Source organism: Microvirga arabica, from assembly GCF_016811235.1.
Taxonomy (GTDB): Bacteria; Pseudomonadota; Alphaproteobacteria; order Rhizobiales; family Beijerinckiaceae; genus Microvirga; species Microvirga arabica.
The window spans coordinates 1-25,502 of sequence record NZ_JAFBID010000054.1; the positions used below are offsets into that span (position 1 = coordinate 1).

General features: G+C 63.4%; 22 protein-coding genes and 1 pseudogene. 14 read left to right on the top strand and 9 right to left on the bottom strand.

The genetic code is table 11. The features are described from left to right. The 3 genes and pseudogenes from JQC81_RS33350 to JQC81_RS21950 form a co-directional block, all read right to left on the bottom strand. Positions 1–143 (bottom strand): annotated as a pseudogene (locus JQC81_RS33350) (ABC transporter ATP-binding protein); the annotation flags it as partial. Further along, positions 137–1,177 carry a FecCD family ABC transporter permease gene (locus tag JQC81_RS21945; RefSeq protein WP_376772434.1) on the bottom strand — a complete coding sequence of 347 codons (1,041 nt, stop codon included), beginning with the start codon at positions 1,175–1,177 and terminating at the stop codon, positions 137–139. The gene JQC81_RS21945 and the pseudogene JQC81_RS33350, both read right to left, overlap by 7 nt. A gap of 28 nt (positions 1,178–1,205) precedes the next feature. Beyond that, entirely contained in the window at positions 1,206–2,342 is a 1,137-nt protein-coding gene (locus tag JQC81_RS21950) for an ABC transporter substrate-binding protein (protein WP_203273917.1), read from the bottom strand. 210 nt (positions 2,343–2,552) lie between these two features. Here JQC81_RS21950 and JQC81_RS21955 point away from each other — a divergent pair, with 210 nt between their 5' ends. Together JQC81_RS21955 and JQC81_RS21960 are read left to right on the top strand one after the other, a co-directional pair. Continuing rightward, the gene (locus JQC81_RS21955; protein ID WP_203273918.1) at positions 2,553–3,335 is read left to right on the top strand and encodes a class I SAM-dependent methyltransferase; all 783 of its coding nucleotides are present in this window, start codon (positions 2,553–2,555) and stop codon (positions 3,333–3,335) included. A gap of 68 nt (positions 3,336–3,403) precedes the next feature. Beyond that, positions 3,404–4,075: a hypothetical protein gene (locus JQC81_RS21960; RefSeq protein WP_203273920.1), complete on the top strand. Its 672-nt coding sequence runs from the start codon at positions 3,404–3,406 to the stop codon at positions 4,073–4,075. Positions 4,076–4,271: 196 nt separating this feature from the next. Here the strand turns inward: JQC81_RS21960 and JQC81_RS21965 are convergent, their stop codons facing one another. Further along, the gene (locus JQC81_RS21965; RefSeq protein WP_203273921.1) at positions 4,272–5,252 is read right to left on the bottom strand and encodes a threo-3-hydroxy-L-aspartate ammonia-lyase; all 981 of its coding nucleotides are present in this window, start codon (positions 5,250–5,252) and stop codon (positions 4,272–4,274) included. A gap of 268 nt (positions 5,253–5,520) precedes the next feature. Between JQC81_RS21965 and JQC81_RS21970 the strand changes: the two genes are divergently transcribed. From JQC81_RS21970 to JQC81_RS22010, 9 genes are all read left to right on the top strand, one after another. Beyond that, positions 5,521–6,732 (top strand): calcium-binding protein, encoded by a 1,212-nt coding sequence (locus JQC81_RS21970; protein ID WP_203273922.1) that lies wholly within the window; start codon positions 5,521–5,523, stop codon positions 6,730–6,732. A gap of 161 nt (positions 6,733–6,893) precedes the next feature. After that, positions 6,894–7,943 (top strand): hemerythrin domain-containing protein, encoded by a 1,050-nt coding sequence (locus tag JQC81_RS21975; RefSeq protein ID WP_203273923.1) that lies wholly within the window; start codon positions 6,894–6,896, stop codon positions 7,941–7,943. A 441-nt stretch (positions 7,944–8,384) separates the two neighbouring features. After that, positions 8,385–8,594: a hypothetical protein gene (locus JQC81_RS21980; protein WP_203273924.1), complete on the top strand. Its 210-nt coding sequence runs from the start codon at positions 8,385–8,387 to the stop codon at positions 8,592–8,594. Next, a complete protein-coding gene (locus JQC81_RS21985) occupies positions 8,585–10,762 on the top strand; it encodes a hypothetical protein (RefSeq protein WP_203273925.1) in 2,178 nt (725 codons plus the stop codon). Before JQC81_RS21980 ends, JQC81_RS21985 begins: the two co-directional genes overlap by 10 nt. Before the next feature lie 308 nt (positions 10,763–11,070). Further along, entirely contained in the window at positions 11,071–11,880 is an 810-nt protein-coding gene (gene minD / locus JQC81_RS21990; protein WP_203273926.1) for a septum site-determining protein MinD, read from the top strand. After that, the gene (gene minE / locus JQC81_RS21995; protein ID WP_203273927.1) at positions 11,877–12,155 is read left to right on the top strand and encodes a cell division topological specificity factor MinE; all 279 of its coding nucleotides are present in this window, start codon (positions 11,877–11,879) and stop codon (positions 12,153–12,155) included. The genes minD and minE overlap by 4 nt, the downstream gene beginning before the upstream one ends. A gap of 88 nt (positions 12,156–12,243) precedes the next feature. Then, positions 12,244–13,179 (top strand): DUF5996 family protein, encoded by a 936-nt coding sequence (locus tag JQC81_RS22000; RefSeq protein WP_203273928.1) that lies wholly within the window; start codon positions 12,244–12,246, stop codon positions 13,177–13,179. Positions 13,180–13,545: 366 nt separating this feature from the next. After that, the gene (locus tag JQC81_RS22005; RefSeq protein ID WP_203273929.1) at positions 13,546–14,214 is read left to right on the top strand and encodes a helix-hairpin-helix domain-containing protein; all 669 of its coding nucleotides are present in this window, start codon (positions 13,546–13,548) and stop codon (positions 14,212–14,214) included. 312 nt (positions 14,215–14,526) lie between these two features. Beyond that, positions 14,527–16,347: a PAS domain-containing HWE histidine kinase family protein gene (locus JQC81_RS22010; RefSeq protein WP_203273931.1), complete on the top strand. Its 1,821-nt coding sequence runs from the start codon at positions 14,527–14,529 to the stop codon at positions 16,345–16,347. Between the two features lie 63 nt (positions 16,348–16,410). Here the strand turns inward: JQC81_RS22010 and JQC81_RS22015 are convergent, their stop codons facing one another. The 3 genes from JQC81_RS22015 to JQC81_RS22025 form a co-directional block, all read right to left on the bottom strand. After that, positions 16,411–17,583 carry an ABC transporter substrate-binding protein gene (locus JQC81_RS22015; protein ID WP_203273933.1) on the bottom strand — a complete coding sequence of 391 codons (1,173 nt, stop codon included), beginning with the start codon at positions 17,581–17,583 and terminating at the stop codon, positions 16,411–16,413. Positions 17,584–17,708: 125 nt separating this feature from the next. Then, positions 17,709–18,485 carry an SDR family oxidoreductase gene (locus JQC81_RS22020; protein WP_203273935.1) on the bottom strand — a complete coding sequence of 259 codons (777 nt, stop codon included), beginning with the start codon at positions 18,483–18,485 and terminating at the stop codon, positions 17,709–17,711. Positions 18,486–18,560: 75 nt separating this feature from the next. Continuing rightward, positions 18,561–19,760 (bottom strand): ABC transporter substrate-binding protein, encoded by a 1,200-nt coding sequence (locus JQC81_RS22025; RefSeq protein WP_203273937.1) that lies wholly within the window; start codon positions 19,758–19,760, stop codon positions 18,561–18,563. A gap of 140 nt (positions 19,761–19,900) precedes the next feature. Here JQC81_RS22025 and JQC81_RS22030 point away from each other — a divergent pair, with 140 nt between their 5' ends. After that, positions 19,901–20,293: a GFA family protein gene (locus JQC81_RS22030; RefSeq protein ID WP_203273939.1), complete on the top strand. Its 393-nt coding sequence runs from the start codon at positions 19,901–19,903 to the stop codon at positions 20,291–20,293. A gap of 35 nt (positions 20,294–20,328) precedes the next feature. On the opposite strand, the gene kce is transcribed toward JQC81_RS22030, so the two are convergent. Next, positions 20,329–21,261: a 3,5-dioxohexanoate:acetyl-CoA acetone transferase gene (kce, locus tag JQC81_RS22035; RefSeq protein WP_203273941.1), complete on the bottom strand. Its 933-nt coding sequence runs from the start codon at positions 21,259–21,261 to the stop codon at positions 20,329–20,331. Positions 21,262–21,541: 280 nt separating this feature from the next. Here kce and JQC81_RS22040 point away from each other — a divergent pair, with 280 nt between their 5' ends. Beyond that, positions 21,542–23,224 (top strand): methyl-accepting chemotaxis protein, encoded by a 1,683-nt coding sequence (locus JQC81_RS22040; protein WP_312887566.1) that lies wholly within the window; start codon positions 21,542–21,544, stop codon positions 23,222–23,224. A gap of 141 nt (positions 23,225–23,365) precedes the next feature. Beyond that, positions 23,366–24,601 (top strand): peptidase T, encoded by a 1,236-nt coding sequence (pepT, locus tag JQC81_RS22045; protein ID WP_203273943.1) that lies wholly within the window; start codon positions 23,366–23,368, stop codon positions 24,599–24,601. A 10-nt stretch (positions 24,602–24,611) separates the two neighbouring features. Here pepT and JQC81_RS22050 read toward each other — a convergent pair whose 3' ends face one another. Next, entirely contained in the window at positions 24,612–25,367 is a 756-nt protein-coding gene (locus tag JQC81_RS22050) for a sulfite exporter TauE/SafE family protein (protein ID WP_203273945.1), read from the bottom strand. Positions 25,368–25,502: the final 135 nt, after the last annotated feature.

A 25,502-nucleotide genomic window follows, 5' to 3' on the forward strand; every position in this document is an offset into this window, starting at 1 on the left:
AACAGGCTCGACTTGCCGGCGGCGTTCGGGCCGATCACGGCGGTGACCTCGCCGCCCTTCAGCACCGGCGTGGTCACGCCGGAGAGCACCTCCTGCTTGCCATAGCGGACGCCGACATCAGTGAGTTGCAGGGTCGCTACCATGCGCGCCTCCGGGTGGACATGATCAGGCTGAACAGGAACGGCACACCCACCAGCGCTGTGATGATGCCGATGGGAAAGATCGTGCCGGGCACGATGGACTTGCTGATGACCGAGGTGAGCGACAGGATTGCGGCGCCCGACAGCACCGAGGCCGGCAGGAAATAGCGCTGATCCTCGCCCACCAGCATGCGGGCGATGTGCGGGCCGACCAATCCGATGAACCCGATGGTGCCCACGAAGGCCACGGGCACGGCGGCGAGCAGGCTGATCACCATCATGGTCTCGAGCCTGACCCAGCGCACGTTGACGCCGAAGCTCGCAGCCTTGTCGTCGCCGAGCCGCAGTGCGGTGAGCGCCCAGGCACGACGCATGAAAAGCGGAAGCGAGACTGCAACCACTGCCGTGGTAATGGCGAGCTTGGGCCATGTGGCGCGCGTCAGGCTGCCCATGGTCCAGAACACGACGGCGGAGAGCGCCTGCTCCGATGCGAGATACTGCACCAGGGCGAGGAGCGCATTGAATGTGAAAACGAGCGTGATGCCGAGCAGCACGATGGTCTCAACGGTGACGCCGCGCCGCTGGCTCATGAAATGGATGAACAGGGCAGCGAACATGGCCATGATCAGCGCGTTGATCGACACGATGTAGTCGATGGCCCAGGGCAGGAAGCCGACGCCGAACACGAGAGCGACGGAAGCGCCGAAACTCGCGGCCGCCGAGATGCCGAGCGTGAACGGGCTGGCGAGCGGATTGTTGAGGATCGTCTGCATCTGCGCGCCGGCTGCGGACAGTGCCGCACCGACGACCACGGCCATCAGGGCTACCGGCATGCGGATGTCCCAGATGACGACGCTGATCTGCTCCGAGACCTCCGCCGAACCGATCAGCGCCTGCACGACCTCGTGCATGGAGTAGCGCGCGGGCCCTAAGCCCAGATCGGCAATGACGGAGAGAACGAGAACGAAGGCAAGCGCAAGAAGCACCAGCTTCTTGCGCTGCACGAGGACGCGGTAGGCACCGCGTCCTTTGGGCATGGCGACGGCAGGGGAGTGGGCCAAGAGCCTATTCCTTGTCGGTGAGGGAAACCCAGTAGCCGCTCTTGTAGGGCACGGGCAGGAAGCGCTCGTAGAGCGTCCTCATGGTGGCGTCAGGATCCACGTCCTTGAACAGGTCCGGATGCAGCCACTTGGCCATCGCCTGGATGGCGACGAACTGGTACGGGCTGTTGTAGAACTGGTGCCAGATCGCGTGGACCTTGCTGTCCTTCACGGCCTTCACGCCGGTATAGGCGGGGCGCTTCATCAGGCCTGCGAGCTTGGCGCGGGCCTTCGCCTTGTCCGCGCCGGAGCCGACGCCAACCCAGGCGCCGCCCGGTACATAAAGCTCCCAGTTCGAGCCCGTGACGATCACGTGGTCGGGATTGGCCGCGATGATCTGCTCCGGGTTCACGACGCCGAAGGTGCCGGGAATGATCTTGGCAGCCATGTTCTGGCCACCGGCCACCTCGACGAACTTGCCGAAGTTCTCGTTGCCGAAGGACATGCAGCAATCGTCCGAATAGCCGCCGGCACGCTCCACCATCACCAGGGGCTTGGCAGGATCGGCCTTGGCCAGGCGCTCGGTCACGAGATCGATCTGCTGCTTGCGGAAAGCGATGAACTCTTCAGCGCGCGCCTCCTTGCCGAACAGCTTGCCGATGAGGCGCATGCTGGCATCGGTGTTCTCGAACGGCTTTTCGCGGAAGTCGACGAACACCACCGGGATGTCGATCTTGGCGAGCTTCTCGATGAGCTTGGCGTCGTCGGTGGCGGTCTTCGCCTCGATGTTGAGGAGGATCACGTCAGGCTTGAGCGCAACGGCCTGCTCCACGTCGAAGGTGCCTTCCTTGAAGCCGCCGAAGGTCGGGATCTTCTCGATCTGCGGATATTTGGCGAGATAATCCTTGTAGCCGTCGAGATCGGCCTTCTGCAGGTCGTCGCGCCAGCCGACGACGCGCTTGAACGGCTGGTCCGTGTCGAGGGTGGCGACGAAATACATCTGCCGGCCTTCACCGAGGATGACCTTCTCGACCGGTGCCTTCACCTCGACCTTGCGGCCGGTGATGTCCGTCACGGTGATCTTGTCGGCGGCAGAGGAGGGGACGGGCAGCAGCCCGACGAGCGCCAGGGCGGCACCGAAGACCAGTTTGGAGAGTTGCATGATGCGCCTCGAAAGCGTTGAGAAAGCGGGCCTCTCCTAGGTTTGATCATTAGGTCATGCAAGCGTTATCTTTTAGAATTAATCTAGTTAAAATCAGTAGAGTAGTAGTTTGAAATCATTCTATTCTGCAGTTTACAATCATTCCAGTTTGACGACGTCAAAGTTTGCTCCTAGAGGAGCGCCGGAATTCATCTTCATCACGAGCTTCTCATGAATGCGAACTACACGCTCCGGGACGAGATCCGCGACTACTGGTCGGCACGCGCGGCAACCTTCGACGAGCAGGTGGGGCACGAGATTTTCTCGGAGGGCGAGCGGCAGGCGTGGCGCGACCTGTTCCTGCGCCATCTAGGTTCAGGCGAAGGGCGCCGGGCGCTCGATCTCGCCAGCGGCACCGGCGTGATCTCCCACCTGCTGCATGGCCTCGGCTTCGATGTCACCGGCCTCGACTGGTCGGAGGCGATGCTGAACCAGGCGCGCGCCAAGGCGGCGCGACGCGGCGCGGATATCCGCTTCGTCATGGGCGATGCCGAGCGCACTCTGGAGCAGCCGGGAAGCTACGACGTACTCGTCACGCGGCATCTGGTGTGGACGCTGGTGGATCCGAAGGCGGCTTTCCGGGAGTGGCATTCTCTGCTGAAGCCTGGCGGTCGGCTCCTCGTCGTCGACGGCGACTTCGTGTCGGACACGCTGGTCAAGCGCATGATCCGCCTCATCGAGAAGCTGGTGCCCGGACTCGCAGGCGCTCCGCATGCCCCCAATGGCATGCGCGAAACCCATGAGCGCATCCTGAAGCGCGTGTATTTCTCGAAGGGCGCTCGCGCCCACGAAGTGGCGAGCCTGCTGCGCGAGGCCGGTTTCGCGCAGGTCACCATCGATCGCAACCTCAAGCCAATTCATCGCGCGCAGGCCAAGAACCTGCCGCTGCTCAAAGGCTTTGAGCGTGCGACGCAGCATCGTTACGCTGTGGTTGCGGTCAAAACATCATCCTGAAAAGCCCTGGCCTGCTGATCGCAATCGTGCTCTCCTGATCCTTGAGGAAATCGGCATCAGGGGAGCGAATGAGACGCAGCCGCTTCCGAGCGCTTGTTCTCTGCGCCGTGCTGATGGCCGCACCATGGGTCAAGGCGCAGCAGGACGTCGATGTGGTAACGCCCGAGGGCTTGCCTGCCATCGGCAAATGGATGCTGACGGCCAAGGGCCTTCCGTCCGACTGGCTCGGCGAGGTCTATCGCGGCAAGAACCTTCGCGAGCCCATCAACGTCATTGTCGTCGATGAGGGCGCTGCGAGCGCGGAGGACGCAAAGGCGAGACTGCTCGCCGCCGCCGCTCGCGCGGGCTATCCCGTGCGCTTCGGTCATTCGGCAGGCTATCGGGGCTTCATCGGCGGGACGCTGTATCCTCAACTGCCGCAAGGCAGGGACGACGCCTTCTCCAACGATCTTTTCGAGGTCAGCAACGATCACGGCCGCATCTTCGGGCCGCATGTGCTCGGACAGGCATACCTGTTCACCGGCGCCTTCAGCCGCGAAGAGGTCGATCCCTTCCGCGACCCGCCGCATCAATACGGCTCGTTCAACCGGGCGCGGGACGACTTCACACAGAGGCTTGATCGCAGCACCGCCTACAAGGTGAGCGGCTTCGTCAATCTCGGCAATGCGCTGATCGACGACCCCAAGTTCACCACCGGGGATCACGACGGCATGGCGGTTCTGGTGCGGTCGGAAAGATAAACCGACACTATCCCGTCATGGCCGCACTTGTTGCGGCCATCCACGTCTTTGCATCCGTTCAGGCTTTCTCCACCCTCATCCTGAGGAGGTCTATGAAAGGGATGCGACGGAAAACGTGGATCCCCGGAACAAGTCCGGGGATGACGAGGAGTGATTCATCTATCTCCGTCAAACCACTGGAAAAGCGTAGTGGGCTCTACCCCGCCAGGAAGCCCGCCAACGCACGTGGGTCCACATTGCCGCCGCTGATGATGATGCCGACGCGTTTGTCCTTGCACTGCACAAGTCCGTTCAGCGCTGCCGCCGCCGACAGGCAGCCGGTGGGCTCCACCACAATCTTCATGCGCTCGATGAAGAAACGCATGGTTTCGACGAGCTGCGCGTCCGACACGGTGAGAATGTCGTCGACGAGCGCGCGCATGATCGGGAAGGTCTTGGCTCCCACATAGGTGGTTTGCGCCCCATCGGCGATGGTGGCCGGCACGGGGATCTTCACGATGCTGCCTGAGCGGAACGATTGCTGCGCGTCGTTGCCAGCCTCCGGCTCGACGCCGTAGATGCGGCACTCCGGCGAGAGCGCCCTGGTGGCGAGCGCCGAGCCTGCCAGCAGACCGCCGCCGCCGGTGCAGACGAAGAGCATGTCGAGAGGGCCGACCTCCTCGAACAGCTCCTTGGCGGCCGTGCCCTGGCCGGCGATCACATCCTCATGATCGTAGGGCGGAATGAGGGTGAGCCCGCGTTCTTCCGAGAGCCTGCGCCCGATGGCTTCGCGGTCCTCCGTGTAGCGGTCGTACATGACCACTTCACCGCCATAGCCCTTCGTGGCCGCCACCTTCATGGCCGGCGCATCCTGCGGCATGATGATGACGGTGGGCACGCCCTGAAGCTGCCCGGCATAGGCGATGGCCTGGGCATGGTTGCCGGACGAGAAGGCCACGACGCCGCGCTTCTTCGCCTCCGGAGACAACTGCGCGATGGCATTGTAGGCGCCGCGGAACTTGAAGGAGCCCCCGCGCTGAAGATTCTCCGCTTTGAAGAACAGGCTTCCTCCCGTCCGCTCGTCGGCGGTGCGGGAGGTGAGAACCGGCGTGCGGTGGGCCACGCCCTCGATGCGCCCGGCGGCCGCTTTGACGTCGTCATAGGTGGGCAGTTGAGGATGGGAGAGCGGAAGGCTCATGCTGGTGTCACCGATTCTTCTCTGAATGTGATCCGCCTTTTACAGGGTTCGTTCTAAAATCTCAGCTCAAACCCGAAAGAGGCACCTGAATTGCCCAAAAAGGAGGTTAATCCATTTGAGTACCTATACAGTCTTACATTTGGCTGAGACAAGGTTATGGGGCTCCTGAGAAACACGGGTGTGCCGACTGCCACAACAAGAACCATCAGCTGAGGTAAATCGCGTATCAACGCAGGGCGCCCATGTCTCTCCTTTGAACGGAGATCACATGTCCACTTCACCGCAGACATTGCGTTATGTTTTTTACGGTGGCGTCGAAGGCGCTTATCAGAACCAGGATCTGAGCGATCTTTCTTTTCTGGATCCGATCTATGGAGCGAATGTAGGCGGCTACAAGGAAGGTCAGCTCATCACCGGTTACCTGTCGCTTTCCGGTGAAGCCCTCGCGATTGCCAACAGTTATCCGCGCGGCACTCAATTCGAACTGTCCGGCACCACGCCCGGACTCGACTTCTTCTTTCAGCAGCCACGGGTTGGAGACTATACCGAGGCTGAAATTCTCTCCAGCATCAGGCTGACGATCGGCGGGGCCGGAGAACCTCTTCCGTCCTTGCTGGTCAGGGTCTTCGATGGCGCCGACGGGCCGAACGTCACCATTACCTCGCTCGGTGCCGATATCAGCGACGACAACGATGCCATTGCCCGCGTCGATGGGCTTTGGCTGCCTGAAGATGTGAAGCCGGTGGTGCTGAGCGGCACAAGCGGCGACAACACGCTGCGCGGTACGGCCCAGTACAACCTTCTTTCCGGTGCGGGCGGGGACGATAACCTGTTCCTGAGGACAGGGCAGGGCTGGATCTGGGGCGGCAACGGCAAGGATTACATCAAGGGCGGCAGCTTCGGCGACTACCTGTTCGGCGGCTATGGCAACGACAAGATCCTCGGCCGCGGCGGCGACGACGTGATCCGCGGCGGAGACGGCAAGGATGAGCTGCGCGGTGAGCAGGGAAGCGATACGATTCTCGGCGGAACCGGCAACGATTCCGTCAAGGGCGGCGGCGGCAACGACGATCTCCACGGTCAAGCCGGCAACGACAGGATCGCCGGCAACGACGGCCAAGACACCATCCGTGGCGGGCTCGGCAACGACACTGTCGATGGCGGCAGCGGCAACGACCTGATCTTCGACGGCGCGGGCAATGATGTACTGAAGGGCGGCCCGGGCGACGACGAGTTCTCGTTCTCGTTTTTCAGGGGCGGCGGCCGTGATCGCGTGACCGACTTCAGGCCGGGCGAGGACACGATCATCATCGAGGCCGACGGTTTCGAAACCTTCGAAGCGATGATCCAAGGTGGCTACGCGGTGCAGTCGGGAGACGATGTCGTGATCACCTACGGCTTCGAGGCCACGATCACGATCGAGGACATCCGTCTCGCCAAGCTGCGGGCGGACGATTTCGGCTTCGGGGTTCCCGGCTAGGAGCAGCTGCGTGCGGCCCGGGCAATCCCGCGAGCGCCCGGGCCGCTGCGCTCCCTTAGCCCCATCGGATGAGCCCTGCGCAAACACCCGCTCTCGCCGGAACAGCCGCCCGCCCAAGCCGTTCCTCCTGATCGAGATAAAGGCTCAAGAGGAGGCTTCCCATGGACCTATGGCAAATGGTGGTGTCGGATCACGCGAATATCGAGGAGCTCTGCCGCGAGGTTCTGAAGGCCACGGGCACGGGCCCGAACAGCCGCTCTGAGCTGTTCGACGATCTCCAGGACGAGCTGGAGCGGCACATCGCGGCGCAGCAGAACGTGCTCTATCCCGCCCTGTCCCATCATGAGCGCACGGCCAGCTATGTGGCCGATCTCGAGCGCAAGCAGGACGAGATCCTGCGCCAGGTCGACGAACTCGCCGCCCGGCCCGACAAGAACAGCCATGACTGGGCTATGGATTTCAAGGACCTGACCGGCTCCATCCGCCATGCCTTCACCCTCGAGGAGAACGGCGTGATGATCGTCGCCCGCGGCGTCTTCTCCCCCGGCGAACTCAAGAGCCTTCAGCGGGACTACGAGCGCGAGCGCATCGCATCCTACGAATCCAGCCGCTGGCACATGCCGCAGGCCATGATGCCGAGCCGCTATGGTCTGCCCACCGGCACCGTGTTCGGCGCGCTTGCCGGCGTTCTGGCTGTGGGTGCCGGAGCCCTGCTGTGGAGCATGAACCGGTCCGGGTCCATGGGTTCGCGGCAGAACAGCTCCGTCCGTCCGGCACCGCGCCGTCCGCAGCCGCCATTCCCGCTCGAGAGCGGCGTCATCGACCGCAGCCTCGAAGGCTCCCGTCGCAGCGGCATGGGGCAGGGCGCCTCCGGGGTGCGGACATATGCCGGCGCCGGCGCCGCTTCGGCAGCCGGGGCCTCAGGCTCCTCCGGCCGGATGAGCGGTCAGGCGGGGCAGGCCCAGGCCGACGATGCCCTTCTGCACGGCGCGGGCAGCGGCACCTCGCCGGCGCCCGGCGGCAGCCCCTCCGACGACAACTGGTTCTCCTCGGCCCACCCGCCCCGTGCCCCCTCAGGGCTCTCGACTCCGCTGCAGCCGGGAGGAACCCTGCCGGCTGGCGGACCAGCAGCCTCCGCAGGCTCCATCGGCACCGGAGGCGCCCAGACAGGCGGCGCGGATTCAGGCGGGTTGAAGCGCGACGGTCGGTAAGAACGGCTGGGCCTCACGTTAAGGCGTGAGGCCTTTTTCATGCCTATGCCTGGGCATGGCTGACCACGCCTCCGGTCTGAGCCGTTACATCTTATGGCGCTGCCTGCTCAACTATGCATGGCGGCACGATGGGTTTGCACGAAAAGAGGTGCAACCTCGGGTTCTCCTTATTGTGTCGACTAAGTGGCAAGATGTAGGCTGAACTTAGGCACAAAAACACATAAGGGGGCCTGTATGCGTAAATTCATCACGACATCTCTCATTGCTTTCTCGCTGGCGCTCGGGACCGTTGCTCCCGCTCATGCTTAGCAGAATCCTTTCGGCGCGCTCATAGGCGGCGCCGGCGGTGCGGCCGTTGGGGCGGCGGTCGGTAAAGGCAAGGCAGGCGGCATCATTGCCGGCGCCCTCGTCGGGGCGGTTCTCGGGCAGATCCTCGCGAACATGGATGCCCAATCGAAGGCTCAGCGCCAGCAGGCTGTCACGACGGCAGTGAGGAAGCCCGCTGGCTCAACCACAACCTGGAAGAGCAAAGATGCGACCGGCTCGATCAAGGTCGACAAGATGCCTGACGGCAAGACCTGCCGAACCTTCCAGGAGACGATCACCTTCCAGGGCAAGCCCTCGACCGAGGAACGCACCGAATGCGCTTGAGCCTTCCGCGTCGCCTGACGACGGCGGTGCTGATCGGAGGAGGCCTCTACGGCCTCCTCTCACCCTCCCTCGCTCAGGAATTCTCGCTCGACGGCTTCCGCACCTGCGCGAAGGCCGATAACGGAAATCATTACTGCAAGACTTCGGCCTCGGCGAACTGGCAGCGGGTTCCGGTTGAATTCTATAACCGATTCAAGCAGGCCGAAGCCGAAGCTGCGGCCGGTGGGGCATCGGGCCAGAGCAAGGAGATGCAGGAGATCGCGGATTTCCTGAACGACATCTCGCAATATCTGAAGGACAGGACGGCCGCAGGCGGCAGCCCGCCAAATCTCGCGGAGATCGCAAAGGCCGCCGTTTCCACCAAGGCGGCAGTCAATTCCCAGAATCTCGCAGAGGCGCGCAAGGGCAGGAAAGCGCTCGAAGCCTTCTTCAAGAACGACGCGACTTTCGGCGTGTTCATGAAGAGCCTTGCCGACGAGCGTCAGCAGGCCCTCGACCGCCGGATTTCCGAAGCAGCTCTGGAAGCAAGCAAGAACGTCACCTTCATCGAGTCCTATGTAGCCGGCAACATCCTGTCTCCGCACACCGCTGATCTCACCAAGTTTGGCGAGCAGTTTGCCAAGGCCCTGAAGGAGCGCAGTCTCAACGGCCTCAACCGCGCCAACAATGAGTTCTCCCGCTTCATCGACACGAAGAACCTGAAGGACGATTATCAGTCGGTCATGGTCGCGTGGACCGAGAAGAACACGCCGAAGACCACGGAGGATCCACAGACGGCGCTCGCCCGACAGCTCGGCATCACCGAGCGCACGCGCTTCCTGATCGATGGTGATAACGAGGAACTCATCTTCCTCTACAACACGGCTTCCGGCCGCATCGTGAAGAGCCTGAAGGGCGATCTGGTCTTCAAGGACCGGAACCCGTCGATCTGCTTCGCTCAGGATCGCAGCATCGAGCGGATCAAGGATCTGGAGCGCCTGACCATGGCGCAGATCCAGCGGCAGGAACTGGATGTCCAGGGCGTCCGCATCGCCCAGGAGGCGTGCCCGATCAACGGCATGGAGGGCTACGACGTCATCGTCTTCCAGCGCATCGGCCTTCTGTCGCAGGCGCCGGGCTATGTCACGTCTGTCGTCCGCAAGGTAGAGACGACCTTCGGTCGCCTAGCGTCCATTCCAGGCCCGGAGGTCGTGAGGGCGCTGCAGAACGAGGTCCTGAGCTCGGCCGCCCTGGAGGCCCAGATCCTCAACGGAAAGAGTTCTGGCTTCGGTCTGGTCTTCACCAATCCAAGCCAGGGGCGCATCTGCCAGACCGTTTTCGACGATCCCGAGGCGCACCGGATTGCCGTGCTGGGCAAAACAAGCACTGTCTTCAACGTCTCGACCGACGCCATCACCTTCGCCAAGACGTCGCTCGACGACGCCTTCGCGGATTTCCAAACCCGAAAGTGCAACGCGATCTACGCTTCCGCCACGGATCTTGCGGAGATCGTCAAGGCTCTCAAGCGCGAGCGTCTCGACTATGTCGTTGCCCCGATGTGGGTCGATCCGCTGGAAATCAAGGCTGTTCTGCAGGCGGAGGCCAATCAGATGGCCAACACCATGGCCAAGGAGGAAGAGGCCCGCAAAGCACTCCAGCAGGAGGCCACCATCCTCAAGCAGCGCGCGCTCGACGAAGCTGCGAAGCGCGAAAATATCGAGCGTGATATGCAAGCGCGCAACCGGTCCTTCGCGCGAGCCGCCCAGGATCGGATCTCCGGCATCGTCGACACCTTCATCGCCGAGGTGAAGGCCAGCGGCGACAAACGTGGCGATGGAGTCTCCGGCAAGGCTGCGGAAATCTTCCCGGGCTTCGTTCGCGAGTACAAGCAGGCCATTCGCGACCGCTGGGAGCTTGAGACCAAAACCTACGCTGTCGAAGATTTCGGCGATGCGGACTGGAACAGGCGCAAGGTGGAGGCGGTCATCGTCCGAGCCGAGTTCGTGCTTCAGAACAGGCCTTTGGGGCGGCGGGACGAGGTCTGCTTCCTGCTGGCGGCCGTCGTCGATGCGGAATTCTCGTATTTGCGGGACGCGATGACACTCCCGTGCGAGGATTCCGAAGACGAGGTGAAGCGTTGGCAGGTGGGCTCGAAATTCAGCTCCCGATGGAGAGCCGCCGCAAACTGACAGCAGAGTGTAACACAAACGAAAAGGGCGCCTCTGGCGCCCTTTTTCTTGATCAGAGGTTCTTCCTGCCCGTTCGGAAGGAGCAGGTTCTTGGCAAAAACCCTTGTTTTCCGCCGAAAATCGCACCTCTTGCCCGAAATCTTAACCGTCCGGTAACCATAACGGGCGCCGAATAGATTTCATTCCGTTGCGTAAGAAATCGCGACAGCTCGATCCGCCTCCGCTCTCCGAACATGTTCTGCGGTTTCCCGGAGAACCTGCTGGTGATGCCGTCGCAACAACAGTCTTGAAGGGTAGGAGAACCAAGGATGGCGAAAGTTCTTGTGGTGACATCAGGCAAGGGAGGCGTCGGCAAGACCACCTCCACGGCCGCCCTGGGTGCGGCCCTGGCCCAGTCGGGGCAGAAGGTGGCGATGATCGACTTCGATGTCGGCTTGCGCAACCTCGACCTGATCATGGGCGCCGAGCGGCGGGTGGTCTATGACCTGATCAACGTGATCAAGGGCGATGCGAAGATCGAGCAGGCGCTGATCCGCGACAAGCGCGTCGAGACCCTGCACCTGCTGCCGGCCTCTCAGACCCGCGACAAGGACAACCTCACCGACGAAGGCGTCGCCCGCGTCATCGAGGGCCTGCGCGAAAAGTTCGACTGGATCATCTGCGACAGCCCGGCCGGCATCGAGCGCGGCGCAACGCTCGCCATGCGCCATGCGGATGTTGCCGTCGTGGTGACCAACCCGGAAGTGTCGTCCATCCGCGATTCCGATCGCATCATCGGCATGCTCGATTCCAAGACCCTGAAGGCGGAGAATGGCGAGCAGGTGGAGAAGCATCTGCTGCTCACCCGCTATGACGCGGCCCGGGCGCAGCGCGGCGAGATCCTGAAGGTCGAGGATGTGCTCGAGATCCTGTCGATCCCGCTTCTGGCGATCATTCCGGAGAGCACCGAAGTGCTGCGCTCCTCCAATCTCGGCGCTCCCGTGACGCTCGGCAGCCCGAACTCCGCGCCGGCGCGTGCCTATCTCGATGCCGTGCGCAAGCTGCAGGGCGAGACGCTGGTCGAGGTGCAGAAGCAGCGCGGCCTGTTCAGCAAACTCTTCGCCAGGAGGGCCGCATGAATCTCTTCAGCTTCTTCAAGAAAAACACGACATCCGCTCCGGTGGCGCGCGAGCGCCTTCAGGTCCTGCTGGCGCATGAGCGCACCATCGTGGGCGGCGGCGAGTCCGATCTCGTGGCCATCCTGCGCGAGGAGATCATGGCCGTGATCGCCAAGCACCTGGCGGTGCCGCAGGACAAGGTGCAGATCAAGATGGACCGGGGCGCCTCCGTGTCGACCCTCGAAGTCGACATCGAGATTCCTGCAGCCTTGACGGGCCTGCGCCCGGCCGCATGACAAAACGTGATCGCAGGCTGTGCTGACCAGCCTGCGATCGTTCGGCTATGCTCCCCATCCGCGATCCCGCTCCGCCTGGAGGTGCTTCATGGACGACGGTGGCTGGCCTGAACTCTCCTATCCTGCCTGGCGCGAGACCGCTGCGACTCTGCAGCTCTGGACGCAGATCGTCGGCAAGGTCCGGCTCGCGCTCACGCCCTGGCTTAATCACGGCTGGCATGTGCCGCTCTATGTCTCCGCGCGCGGCCTGACCACCTCGCCCGTGCCCTTCGGCCGCGAGGTCCTGGAGATCGAGTTCGACTTCATCGCTCATCGCCTGCTCGTGCGCACCAGCCGCGGCGACGAGCGCATGCTGGCGCTCCGGCCGCAGAGCGTCGCGGCGTTCCATGCGGAGCTTTTCAGTCTTCTGAACGAGATCGGCATCAGAGTCTCGATCAACGAGATGCCGAACGAGGTGCAGAACCCCATCCGGTTCTCAGAAGACCATGAGCACGCGTCCTACGACGCCGATGCCGCTCATCGCTTCTGGCGCGTGCTGGTGCAGGCCGACCGGGTGTTCAAGCTGTTCCGCAGCGGCTTTCTCGGCAAGGTCTCACCGGTGCACTTCTTCTGGGGCAGCTTCGATCTTGCCGTCACGCGCTTCTCCGGCCGCGAGGCGCCGCACCATCCCGGCGGTGTGCCCGGCCTGCCGGATGCGGTGACGCGCGAGGCCTACTCGCATGAAGTGTCGAGCGCAGGTTTCTGGCCTGGCAGCGATGTCTACCCCGAGGCCGCTTTCTATTCCTACGCCTATCCCGAGCCACCGGGATTTCGCGATGCGGCACTGCCGGCGGGCGCAGAGTTCGATCCGGCGCTCGGTGAGTTCATCCTGCGCTACGACGTGCTGCGCCGGGCGCCCGATCCCGATGCGATGCTGCTCGATTTTCTCTCCACCACCTACGCGGCGGCGGCCGATGCCGGACGCTGGGACCGGGCCGCTCTCGAATGCGACTTCGGCACGCCCGCACGCGTGCGCAGCATTTGAGGAGAGGCGTTTCGACAGGTGATGAAGTTACCGAAAAGAGCGTCATCCTGCAGAAAATCCGCGCACCTATCCCGAATTGCCGTTGATCCGAGCAGATCCCGGCAGATTGCCACGCCCCTGCCACATCCCGTCTCTAGCCCTAGAGCATCGTGCGGACCCGGAGGGCCACGTCAGTGAAAAGTGGACCCGGTTTTCCGCCCGAACGATGCTCTCAACCAGGGAAGAAGCATCGGATTGCTCCCAAAAGTGCAAATCCACTTTTGGGTCCGATGCTTTAGCGCTGCATGCGGCGAGATGAACTCCGTTTGCTGCATGCACGCTCATCAAGAGTGGAGCATCTACCGCGAGTAAAGGTGCGAGGACCCCATGCAGATCGGCAACTTGTCACGAACCCGCCATCCCCACGAACGGCATGACAATGCAGCTCGCCAGGCGCTGCGCGTGCTCCTGGTGATCGGTCTCATGACCGGCGGATCGCTGGCCCTGTGGCTCTCCGCAGGCAGCGGCGCTCGCTCGGGCAGCATGGTCACCGCGGCGCCGCCGCAGATCCTGGCCGGCGAACCGCAGATTGTGGAACTGCCGCAGCGGGACGAGCGCGTGCAGGTGGCCGACGCGGATCCGGCCGGGGCCCTTCCAGGCTCGGGCGCATCCCTGAAAGAAGCTTACGTGCCAGCGTCCGGCCCGCAGGAAACCGTTCCCGCGTACACGGTCGCTGCGCCGCCGCCCGCCGTGGAGCAGGCCTCCGCTCGATCCGATCAGGCGATACCGGCCCCTCCTGTGGACATCGACATGACCGGGGCCGTGACCAGGCAGGCAAGCCTCCCGGAGCCGGCGCAACCTGAAAGCCCTGCCGCCGGGCTCGTCGACCTCAACCGAGCTTCCATTGGGCAACTGAACACCCTGAAAGGGGCAGGCACCCTCGGGCGCGCCATCGTCAGGGGGCGGCCCTATCGGTCCGTCGATGACCTGGTGAAGAAGAAGATCCTGCGCCGCACGGTTTTCGAGAAGATCAAGAATCAGGTCACGGTGCAGTAGGGCGCGCCTTCGCGTAACCCTCGTGACTGCGGATCCTGTTCTGCCTGGTCCGCAGCCGCACCATTGCGTCAATGACGCGGCGCCGGGCCATTGCCGCGGGCCAGGAAGGCGCTACAAAAGATCGTAGCCTCGCCGTTCCCAGCCATAGACAGAGCCTATGCCTTTTCGAACAGTTCTGGACCTGTCCTTCGCGCTAGGGCCCGCAACGCCTGTCGCCGTGAGAGCGGGAGCCGCCTCCCGTCGCCGCCTCCCGTCGCCGCCCCGGCCAAGTTGCGCCCAAGGACGGGGCTGCTCAGAGAGACGGGCAGGGCGATGGACACTAGAACCCCAGCTTACCCGGATTTCCTCCAGGATGGCGGCGAGACCGGGGCGCTCATCCGCGGCTATGACTGGGCCAGCACTCCCATCGGGGCGATCTCCGCCTGGCCGCAGAGCCTGAGGACGACCGTCGGCCTGATGCTCCGTTCGCCCATCCCGATGGTGCTGCTGTGGGGCGAGCACGGGGTCATGATCTACAACGATCCTTATTCGGTGTTCGCCGCAGGGCGCCACCCGCGACTTCTGGGATCGAACGTGCTGGAAGGCTGGCCGGAGGTCGCCGCGTTCAACGCCCATGTCATGAAGGTCGGTAGGGCCGGCGGCACCCTGTCGTTCCGGGATCAGGAACTGATCCTCCATCGCAAGGGCGTTCCCGAGCAGGTGTGGATGAACCTGGACTATTCACCCGTGATTGACGAGAGCGGGCAGCCCGCAGGCGTGCTTGCCATCGTGGTGGAGACCACCGATCGGATCGCCACGGAGGCGGCCTTGCGCGAGAGCGAGACGCGCCTGCGCGGCGTGCTCGACGGCATGGGAGAAAGCCTGGCGCTCATGGATCGGGACTTCCGCATCATCGACATGAATGCGGAGGCCCTGCGCCTCGAGGGGCGGCCGCGCGAGGAGGTCATCGGCAAGACCCATTGGGAGGCTCACCCCGATGCCGATCCGGCTCTCGGCGAGATGTTCCGGCAGGCCATGGCGACCAGGATGCCTGTCGAAATGAAGCATCGCTATGTCTGGCCCCATGGCCGGGTGAGTTGGATCTCGATGCACGCCTATCCGGTCGGAGACGGCTTGGCGGTGTTCTACGGCGATGTCACTGAGCAAATTGAGGCCGAGGAGCGCCTGCGGGAAAGCGAGGAGCGCCTGCGGCTTGTGGCCGATGCCGTGCCGCAAATCGTCTGGGTCACCGATGCTGACGGAAGGTCCGAGTTCTTCAATCGCCAATGGTTTGAATACACCGGCTCGAAGAATGATCCTTTCAGCGCGGCCCAAGTCGCTGCAGATTTCGTGCACCCGGATGACGAAGCGGTCACCATGGAGGCATACGACAAAGCCCGGCGCACAGGTAGCATCTTCGAGGTCGAGCATCGCATCCGCTCGAAGGAGGGCGAATATCGCTGGTTCCTTGTGCGAGCGGAGCCCTATCGCGATCGGCGGACCGGCGAGATCGTCCGTTGGTTCGGCGTCTCCATCGATATCTACGACCGCCGGCTTGCCCAGGAGCATCAGCAGCTTCTCATCAACGAGCTGAATCACCGGGTGAAGAATACGCTGGCCACCGTGCAGTCCGTGGCATCGCAAACATTGCGCAATGCTGCCTCGACCCAGCAGGCCAAGGAGGCGCTCGAAGCCCGCCTGTTCGCCCTATCCCGTGCCCATGACGTTCTCACCCGCGAGAACTGGGAAGGCGCGGACCTGTACGACATCGTCGAAGAGGCCTTGGCGCCCTATTCGAGCCGTGGCGAGGATCGCCTGCACCTCGAAGGCGCAAGGGTTCGCGTACCGCCCCGCATGGCTCTGGCGATCGCCATGGCGCTGCAGGAACTGGCCACCAATGCGGTCAAGTACGGGGCTCTGTCCAACGAGGCGGGGATGATCAGGATCGCCTGGAACGTGCATTCCGGCGATACCGGACCGCGCTTGCATCTCAAGTGGGAGGAAAGCGGAGGCCCCGCGGTTCAGGCGCCGTCGCGGCGGGGTTTCGGATCGCGGCTGATCGAACGCAGCCTGTCTCAGGATCTCGACGGCAAGGCCCAGATCCTGTTTCCGGCCACCGGTGTCGTGTGCATTGTGGATGCACCGCTCACCTGAAGCAAATTTTCATCAAACATTGTAAGAAGCGCCGCATATATGTGGCGCTTCTCCGTGTTGCGTTCAGTTGGACTTTGCGGCCTTCACCGGATCCTTGACGTTCGGGATCGTGGCAAACTCCACGTTGTAGAGCTCCCCGTCCCGGCGCTCGACTTTCCGCACATAGATGTTCTGCACGATGTCGCGGGTCTGCGGATCGATGGAGACCGGACCGCGCGGGCTGGTCCAGCTCATCCCCTTCATGGCGTCGATCAGCGCCTGCCCGCCCTGGCCGCCCGTCTTCTTCAGGCCCTCGTAGATCAGGTGCATGCCGTCATAGCCGCCCACCGCCATGAAGTTCGGGCGCGTTCCGTTGCTGATCTTCTTGAAGGCTTCCACGAAGGACTTGTTCTCGGGACTGTCATGCGCAACCGAGTAATGGTGCGTGGTGATGGCCCCGAGAGCGGCATCGCCCATGCCGTTGAGCACCTCGTCGTCCGTGACGTCGCCGGGACCGATGAGCTTGATGCCGCTCTTGTCGAAGCCGCGCTCCACGAACTGCTTCATGAACTGCGCGCCCTGGCCTGCGGGCACGAACACGAAGAGCGCATCGGGCTTGGCATCCGCCACCTTCTGCAGGAAGGGCGAGAAGTCGGGATTGGCCAAGGGTACCCGCAGATTCTCCACCTGACCGCCAGCCTTGGTGAACACACCTGAGAAGGCTTTCTCGGAGTCGATGCCCGGACCGTAATCCGACACCAGCGTCACAACCTTCTTGACCCCGTTCTTGGCGGCCCAGTCGGCCATCGGCTCGGTGGCCTGAGGGAGGGTGAAGCTGGTGCGCACGATGAAGGGCGAGGCTTCCGTGATCGTTGCCGTTCCCGCCGCCATCACCACCTGAGGCACCTTGGCCTGCGTGGCGAGAGGCGCGGTGGCGAGCGCCAGCGGCGTGAGGCCGAAGCCTGCCAGCACGTTCACCTTCTCGTTGACGATGAGATCCTGGGCCGTCCGCTTCGTCGCGTCGGCCACGCCGCCGTCATCCTTGACGATCAGCTCTATGGTCTTGCCCGCGACCGTATTGCCCTTCTGCTGCATGTAGAGCCTGGCGCCCGTTTCCACCTGACGTCCAATGGCGGTGAAGGGGCCGGTCAGCGGCAGGATCAGGCCGACCTTAATGGTCTCCTGCGCCTGCGCGCCCGGGACGGCCGCCATGAGCGCGGCGGCGCCTGCGGCGAGGATAAGGGTTCTGCGGTGCATGATTGTTCCTCCCGGGTTCTTCTGTGCTCTCTTATGACACAGATTGGACGAAGGATATTCGGGCGGCCGGTGGATAAAGCAAGCAGGAGATTGGACGAACCGAGCATTTCAAGGTGCGGTCACGATTACGCGAGGGACTGGGTATCCCCATCGATGGCGATGGCCTGACCCGAGATCGTCCGTCCGCGCGGCGAGCACAGGAACACGATCTGGTCGGCGATCTGCTGCGGCTTGACGGCGGTTCTCAAAGAGACGTGCCGGAGAAGCTCGTTCTCCATCTCCTCGTAGCTGATCCCGCGCGCCTCGGCCTTGCTGCCGATCACGCGGCGGATTCGGTCGCCTTCCACCACGCCCGGAAGGATGGCATTGACCCGGATCCCGAGCGGGCCCAGCTCCATTGCGAGCGTCTTCGTGAACCCCACTGCGGCCCATTTGGCAGCGGAGTAGGGCGAGCGCAGGGGAAAGCCGAAACGGCCCGCCGCGGACGAGAGGTTGATGATCGAGGCGTTATCGCTCTTCTGCAGATGCCGGACGGCGAGCCGCGCGCAGTTGAACTGTCCCGTGATGTTGACGCTGAGCGTCCGGTCCCAATCTTCGGGATCGACCTCGTCGACCCGCGCGGTCGGGCCTGCGATCCCGGCATTGTTCACGAGAACATCGAGGCCGCCGAGCACTTGTAGAGCCTCGTCGAAGAGGCGGCTCACATCCTGCCGGTTCGCAACGTCGGCGCGGGAGCGGGTGACATCGGGATCGCTCGTCGCTAAGGAGGCGAGCGCCGCGTCGTCGACGTCGCAGACATGCACCTTCGCGCCTTCGCGCAAGAAGCTTCTGGCAATTTCCAAACCGATGCCGGCAGCGCCTGCCGTCACAAGAACGCGCAACCCTCGAATGTCCAGATCCATCACAGCCTCTTTCGTCACCGAGCCTGAAAAGAAATAGGGCCAGGGTGAACCCGGCCCTATCGTTGTCGCTTGCGCTCAGCCCTTCGCGAGGGGGCAGCCGCCTTCGTTGAGAGGCCGGAAGGCCTGATCGGCCGGGATCGTGGCGAGCTGCTTGTAGAGATCCCACGGGCCCTTGGACTCGGCGGGCTTCTTGACCTCGAACAGATACATGTCGTGGATCTTGCGACCGTCCTGACGGATCATGCCCTTGCCGAACAGCGGATCGTCGGTGGGCATTTCCTTCATCTTGGCCATCACCTGCGCGGTGTCCTTGCCCTTCAGGGCCTCGACGGCCTTGAGGTAGTGCAGCGCGCCGGCATAGACGCCCGCATGCACCATGGTGGGCATCTTGCCGCCGTTTCTGTCGGCGAAGCGCTTCGACCAGGCGCGGGTCTGGTCGTTCTGGTCCCAGTAGAAGGCCTCGGTCATGACGAGGCCCTGCGCCACCTGAAGGCCCAGGGAATGCACGTCCGTGATGAACACGAGGAGCCCCGCGAGGCTCTGCCCGCCCTGGACGATCCCGAACTCCGCCGCCTGCTTCATGGTGTTGGTGAAGTCGCCGCCCGCATTGGCAAGGCCGATCACCTTGGCGCCCGAGGATTGCGCCTGCAGCAGGAAGGATGCGAAGTCCTGGCCCGGGAAGGGGTGCCGCACGGTGCCGACGACCTTGCCTCCCGCCTTGGTCACGAGAGCCGACGTGTCACGCTCGAGAGCATGCCCGAAGGCGTAATCCGCCGTCACGAAGAACCAGGTGTTTCCACCGCGCTTCACCATAGCGGCGCCGGTGCCGTTCGCGAGCGCCCAGGTGTCGTAGGTCCAGTGGACCGTGTTGGGCGAGCATTGTGATCCGGTCAGGTCCGAGGTGCCGCCGCCTGAATTGATCAGGATCTTGTTCTTCTCGCGGGCGATGCCGCTCACGGCCAGCGCCACCGAGGAGGTGGGAACGTCGAGGATCACGTCGACGCCTTCCTGGTCGTACCATTGCCGGGCAATGCTGGCGCCGATATCCGGCTTGTTCTGGTGGTCCGCCGCCACCACATCGACCTTGATGCCCTTCTCGGCCGCCTTGAAATCCTCGACGGCCATGCGGGCCGCAATCACCGATCCTTCGCCGGTGAGGTCGGAGTAAACGCCGGACCGGTCGTTCAGGACACCCAGCTTGACCGAGGTCTGCGCCTGCGCGGCTCCGGTCATGGCCAAGGCGGCGAGAGCGCTGAGAACATAACGCGTTTTCATTGTTTCCTCCCTGTTTTAGGACATGCATCTTAGGCATGTCTGCGCAGGATTGGAAAGCCGGGCGAAAGCAGTGGGCAATTGCCATGACAGCGCTGTCAATTGTGATAAATTTCGCCCGCTTGTCTCGAAGGAGGTGCAGCATGGACCGGTTCACGGGGGGCTGCCTGTGCGGCGATGTCCGGCTGGTGGCGTCGGGGCGCCCGTACCGGGTCGGTCTCTGCCACTGCCTCGACTGCCGCAAGCATCATGGCGCTCTCTTCCACGCTTCCGCGATCTTCCCTCAGGATGCGGTGTCAATTGAGGGCGAAACCCGCGATTACGCCGGGCGGTTCTTCTGTCCCCGGTGCGGCTCGTCCGTTTTCTCGCGCAGCGCGGATGAAGTCGAAGTGAATCTGGGATCTCTCGACGCTCCCGATCAGTTGATGCCCACTTACGAACTCTGGACAATCCGTCGCGAGTCCTGGTTGCCGCCGTTTCCGCTCAAAAGACGATACGAGCGCGACCGCGAGTCCACGAGCCGCTCCGAGGAGTAGGACGCACGAAATCGGTGCGGCCCTCTCGCGCGGTTTCAGAAGGCTGTGTTCTCAGGCCCTTTCGTCTGCAGCATGCGGCGCGCATCGTCCGGTGTCGCGATGGTGAGGGAGAGTTCCTCCAGGATGCGGCGGATCTTGCGGACCTGATCCGCATTCGACGGCGCGAGTTCGCCCCTGCCCAGATAGAGGTTGTCCTCCAGGCCCACGCGCACATGCCCGCCGAGGATGGCCCCCATGGTGACGAACGGAAGCTGATGCCGGCCGGCGGCGAGGATCGAGAGATAATAGTCGTTCCCGAACAGCCGGTCGGCCGTTGCCTTCATGTGCATGAGGTTCTCGGGCTCAGGCCCGATGCCGCCGAGGATGCCGAAGATGGCCTGCACGAAGAAAGGCGGCTGCACCAGCCCGCGATCGGCGAAATGGGCCAGGTTGTAGAGGTGGCCGACATCGTAGCACTCGAACTCGAAACGGGTGCCGAACGCACCGAGTTCGGTCATGCCCCGCTCGATCTGCGCGAAGGTGTTGGACAGGATGAAGTCCTTGGTCATGTCGAGATAAGGCTTTTCCCAATCGTTCCTGAACGACGCGATGCGCCCGCCCGCGCCGGAGATGTTGAAGTTGAACGATCCCATGTTCATGGAGGCGATTTCGGGCTGCGCCCATTTCGCCGCCGCAAGGCGCTCATCGAGGCTCATGCCGAGCCCGCCGCCGGTGGTGATGTTCACGATGGCGTTGCTGCCATCCTTGATGATAGGCAAAAACTGTTTGTACACCTCGGGGTTCTGCGTCGGGCGGCCGGTCTGCGGGTCCCGCGCATGCAGGTGAAGGATCGCGGCCCCGGCCTCCGCTGCCCCGATGGCACTCTCGGCGATCTGCTGCGGCGTCACCGGCAGGTAGGGCGACATGCTGGGCGTGTGGATAGACCCGGTGATTGCGCAGCTGATGATGACTTTGTCGGATCGCTTCATCGAAACCTCCAGGGCCTTAGACCGCCTCGTTCCTAGGGAACAATCCCCAGGTTAGGCGAAACGGCCGGCGCGGGTCCATAGAGCAGCGGGTTCAGCGCGTGATTTTCGTTGAAAATGCCTGCAGTTCAGCACCGCATGAACCGCTTCTTAACCAAACACGACAACTTATAGCTTTCTCTGCTCCCGCAAGAATTCAGCTGAAGCTGACGGAAGGTTCTTCCGTGTCGGATTGGGCAGAACATCACCACAAACAAAAGATTTGCAGATTCTGGGGGACTGCATGCGCATGAAATTTGGCATCGGGACGAAAATCCACTCCATTACCTTGACGGCACTGGTCGGCATCGCGGCGATCATCGCCGTTACACTGTTTTATCTGCGTGAGGAGATCACCCAGGCGCAGATGGTCAAGACCCAGCACGTGGTCGAGTCGGCCTATGGCATTCTCGCGCATTACGAGGCCGAGGAGCGTGCCGGCCGCTTGACCCGCGAGGCAGCCCAGAAGGCAGCCGCCGATGCGATCAGGGTCCTGCGCTACGACACTCAGGAATATTTCTGGATCAACGACATGCATCCCAAGATGGTGATGCATCCGATCAAGCCGGAGCTCGTCGGCGCCGACCTGACGGAGAACAAGGATCCCACTGGCCTCCGCCTGTTCGTCGCCTTCGTCGATACGGTGAAGGAGAGTGGCGCCGGGTTCGTGCCGTATCTGTGGCCCAAGCCCGGTGCGCAGGAGCCCGTCGGCAAGATCTCCTACGTGAAGGGCTTCAAGCCCTGGGGTTGGATCATCGGCTCGGGCGTCTATACGGACGACACCGCCGCCAAGGTGTGGAGCACGGCCCTGAAGCTCCTGTCAGGCGTCGCCGTCATCGTCCTCATCATCGGCGTGGTTGCAACCTTCATCGGCCGGAGCGTCACCAAACCCATCCTGGCCCTCGGGCAGGTCATGCGGTCTCTTGCAGAAGGCGAGCGGCAGATCGACGTGCCGGCGCGCAACCGCAGCGATGAACTGGGCGCCATGGCCCATGCGGTCGAGGTGTTCAGGGACACGCTGATCGCCAAGGACGAGGCGGACAAGATCTATGCGGTTGACGCCGATGCGCAGGCCCGTCGGGCGCAGCGTCTCGACCAGCTGACACGCCAGTTCGAGGCCAATGTCGCAACCCTTACTCAGACGCTCTCGAGCGCAGCGTTCGAGATGGAGGGCACGGCCCAGACCATGGCGTCCACCGCCGATCAAACCAACGTGCAGTCCCAGACCGTTGCGACGGCGGCCGAGCAGGCATCCTTGAACGTGCAGACCGTGGCTGCGGCCACCGAGGAGCTGTCGATCTCCACCCGCGAGATCGCCGCCCAGATCTCCCAATCGGCGAAGGTCGCAGGCGCGGCCGTCGAGGAGACCCGGCGCACGGACGTCACCGTTCAGGCCCTGGCCAGCACGGCGGAGAAGATCGGCGCCGTCATCGCGCTCATCAACACCATCGCGGGTCAGACCAACCTGCTCGCGCTCAATGCCACCATCGAGGCGGCGAGGGCAGGGGAGGCCGGCAAGGGCTTCGCGGTCGTGGCCTCCGAGGTGAAGGAACTGGCGAACCAGACCACCAAGGCCACGGAGGAGATCTCGGCTCAAATCGTCGAGATCCAGCAGGCCACCCGCGAGGCGGTGAGCGCGATCCAGAACATCGGAAGCACCATCAGTCAGATGTCCGAGACCTCTGTGGCGATTGCCGCAGCCATCGAGGAGCAGGGCGCTGCCACCGGCGAGATCGCCCGCAACGTGCAGGAGGCCGCCCGCGGCACCGCGTCCGTGAGCGGCAGCATCCTCGACGTGAGGCAGGGAGCCGAACAGACCGGCACGGCCGCAAGCCGCGTGCTTGGGGCAGCCCAGGAACTGGCGCGCCACTCCAGCGATCTCAGCCGCGAGGTGCAGAGCTTCCTCACGGACGTGAAAGCTGCCTAAAGGTAAATGTTAAGAAGCCTCAGGTCGAAAGCATCCCTTCGACCTGAGGCCGCCATCCTGTTGATTTTCAGACAGCCCATTCACGCGGCAACCAATCCCGGCTAAGAGTCCATCGCCTCTTCGCGAATTGGATCTCAATCTATGGCCGCCAGCGTTACCGACCGTTTCCTCCGTTACGTCGTCATCGATACCCAGTCCGACGCCTCCTCGAAATCCCAGCCCTCCACCGAAAAGCAGAAGGATCTCGGCCGCCTGCTGGTCGATGAGCTCCTGTCCATTGGCGTATCCGACGCTCATCTCGACGAGCACGGCTATGTCTACGGGACCATTCCGTCGAACACGCCGAAGAACAGCGTTCCGGTCATCTGCATCTGCGCGCACATGGATACGGCGCCGGACTTCTCCGGCACGAACGTCAAGCCGCAGATCGTCCGCAACTACCAGGGCGGCGACATCCGGCTGCCGGGCGATTCCACCCGGGTCATCCGCGTCGCCGACCATCCGGTCCTGAAGGACATGATCGGCCACGACATCGTCACGTCGGACGGCACCACGCTGCTCGGCGCCGACGACAAGGCGGGCGTCGCCGAGATCGTGGCGGCCGCCGAGTTCCTGATCAACAACCCGGACATCAAGCACGGGACGATCCGCATCCTCTTCACCACCGACGAGGAGATCGGCCGCGGGGTCGACAAGGTCGACCTGAAGAAGCTCGGGGCCGATTTCGGCTACACCATGGACGGCGGAGCCGCCGGCAGCATCGAGGACGAGACCTTCTCGGCCGATGCCGTGGAGATCGCCATCACGGGCGTGGCGATCCACCCGGGCCAGGCCTACGGCCGCATGGAAAACGCCATCAGGATCGCGGGCGACATCATCGGGCGCCTGCCGAGGGACATGGCGCCCGAGACCACGAAAGGCCGCGACGGCTTCATCCATCCGACCGGTGCTTCGGGCGTGATGGAAAAGGCGCATCTGAGCTTCATCATCCGCGACTTCACGGAAGAGGGGCTGAAGAGCAAGGAAGCCCTCCTGGAGAACATCACCCGCGAGGTGATGAAGAGCTATCCGGGCTCCAGCTACACCTTCACGGTCAAGGAGCAGTACCGCAACATGAAGGAGGTGCTCGACCGGCATCCGGAGATCATCGAACATGCCGTGGAGGCGGTCAGGCGCGCCGGCATGGAGCCGCGGCGCGACAGCATCCGCGGCGGCACGGACGGCTCGCGCCTGTCCTTCATGGGCCTGCCCTGCGCCAACATCTTCGCCGGCGGCCATGCCTTCCATTCGCCGCTGGAATTCGTCTCGAGCCAGGACATGGAGAAGGCGGTCAAGACCATCGTCGAGCTGGCGAAAGTCTGGGAGGAGCGCTCCTAAAGCGCTGTTCTCAACTCTGCAGCGCTGATTTCAGCACGAGTTCAGCCCCGAGAAGCAGCAGGCCGATGAGGAACCATCGCCGGAACGTTTCGGGGCTGACCTTGCGCCTGACAACCTGCCCCAGCCACATGCCCGCGAGTGCGGGCGCGATGGCGAGCGACGACAGGACGAGGCCGTCGAACTGAAACGCTCCGCGCCATCCAAGGCCAACCGCAAGCGCGATGGTCGATACGGTGAAGGACAGCCCCAGGGCCTGGATGAGGTCGTCTTTGCGCAGCCCGAGGGCCTGTAGATAAGGAACGGCCGGAATGACGAAGACGCCCGTGCCTCCCGTGACCATGCCCGTCGTCAGGCCGACCAGGGGCGACAGCCATTTCTCACAGTGGGCTGATACGGAGAGTTGCCGCGCCCCCAGTGTAAATCCGGCATAGACCACAAGGGCCAACCCCAGGCCAGCCGTGGTCCATCGCGTATTGCCGTCGGCCAGAACGAACGAGCCGGCCACCGTGCCGAGCACGATGCCCAGCATCATGGGCCACAGCCGCCGGATCAGCGCCGTGAAACTCGGGCCTGACAGCAACTGCCACACATTGGTGACGAAGGACGGCACGATCAGCAAGGCGGCGGCCGTCACGGGCGTCATGAGCGTGCCCAGCACCCCCATGGCCACCGTCGGCAGGCCCATGCCGGTCACGCCCTTGACCATGCCGGCCAGGAAAAAGGTCAGACCGACCGAGAGAATGAGCCACAGGGACGGATCGCGCATGCCTTATTGGCCCATAGCCGGACGAAGGCGCAATGCGTATCTGGCGGAGCAAGCCTTCGCGAGGGAATAGGGTCAAAGGCGGAAAACCTGCCCGGATGGAACGCCCAGGCGTGACGGGAATTGCCTTGGGAGGCG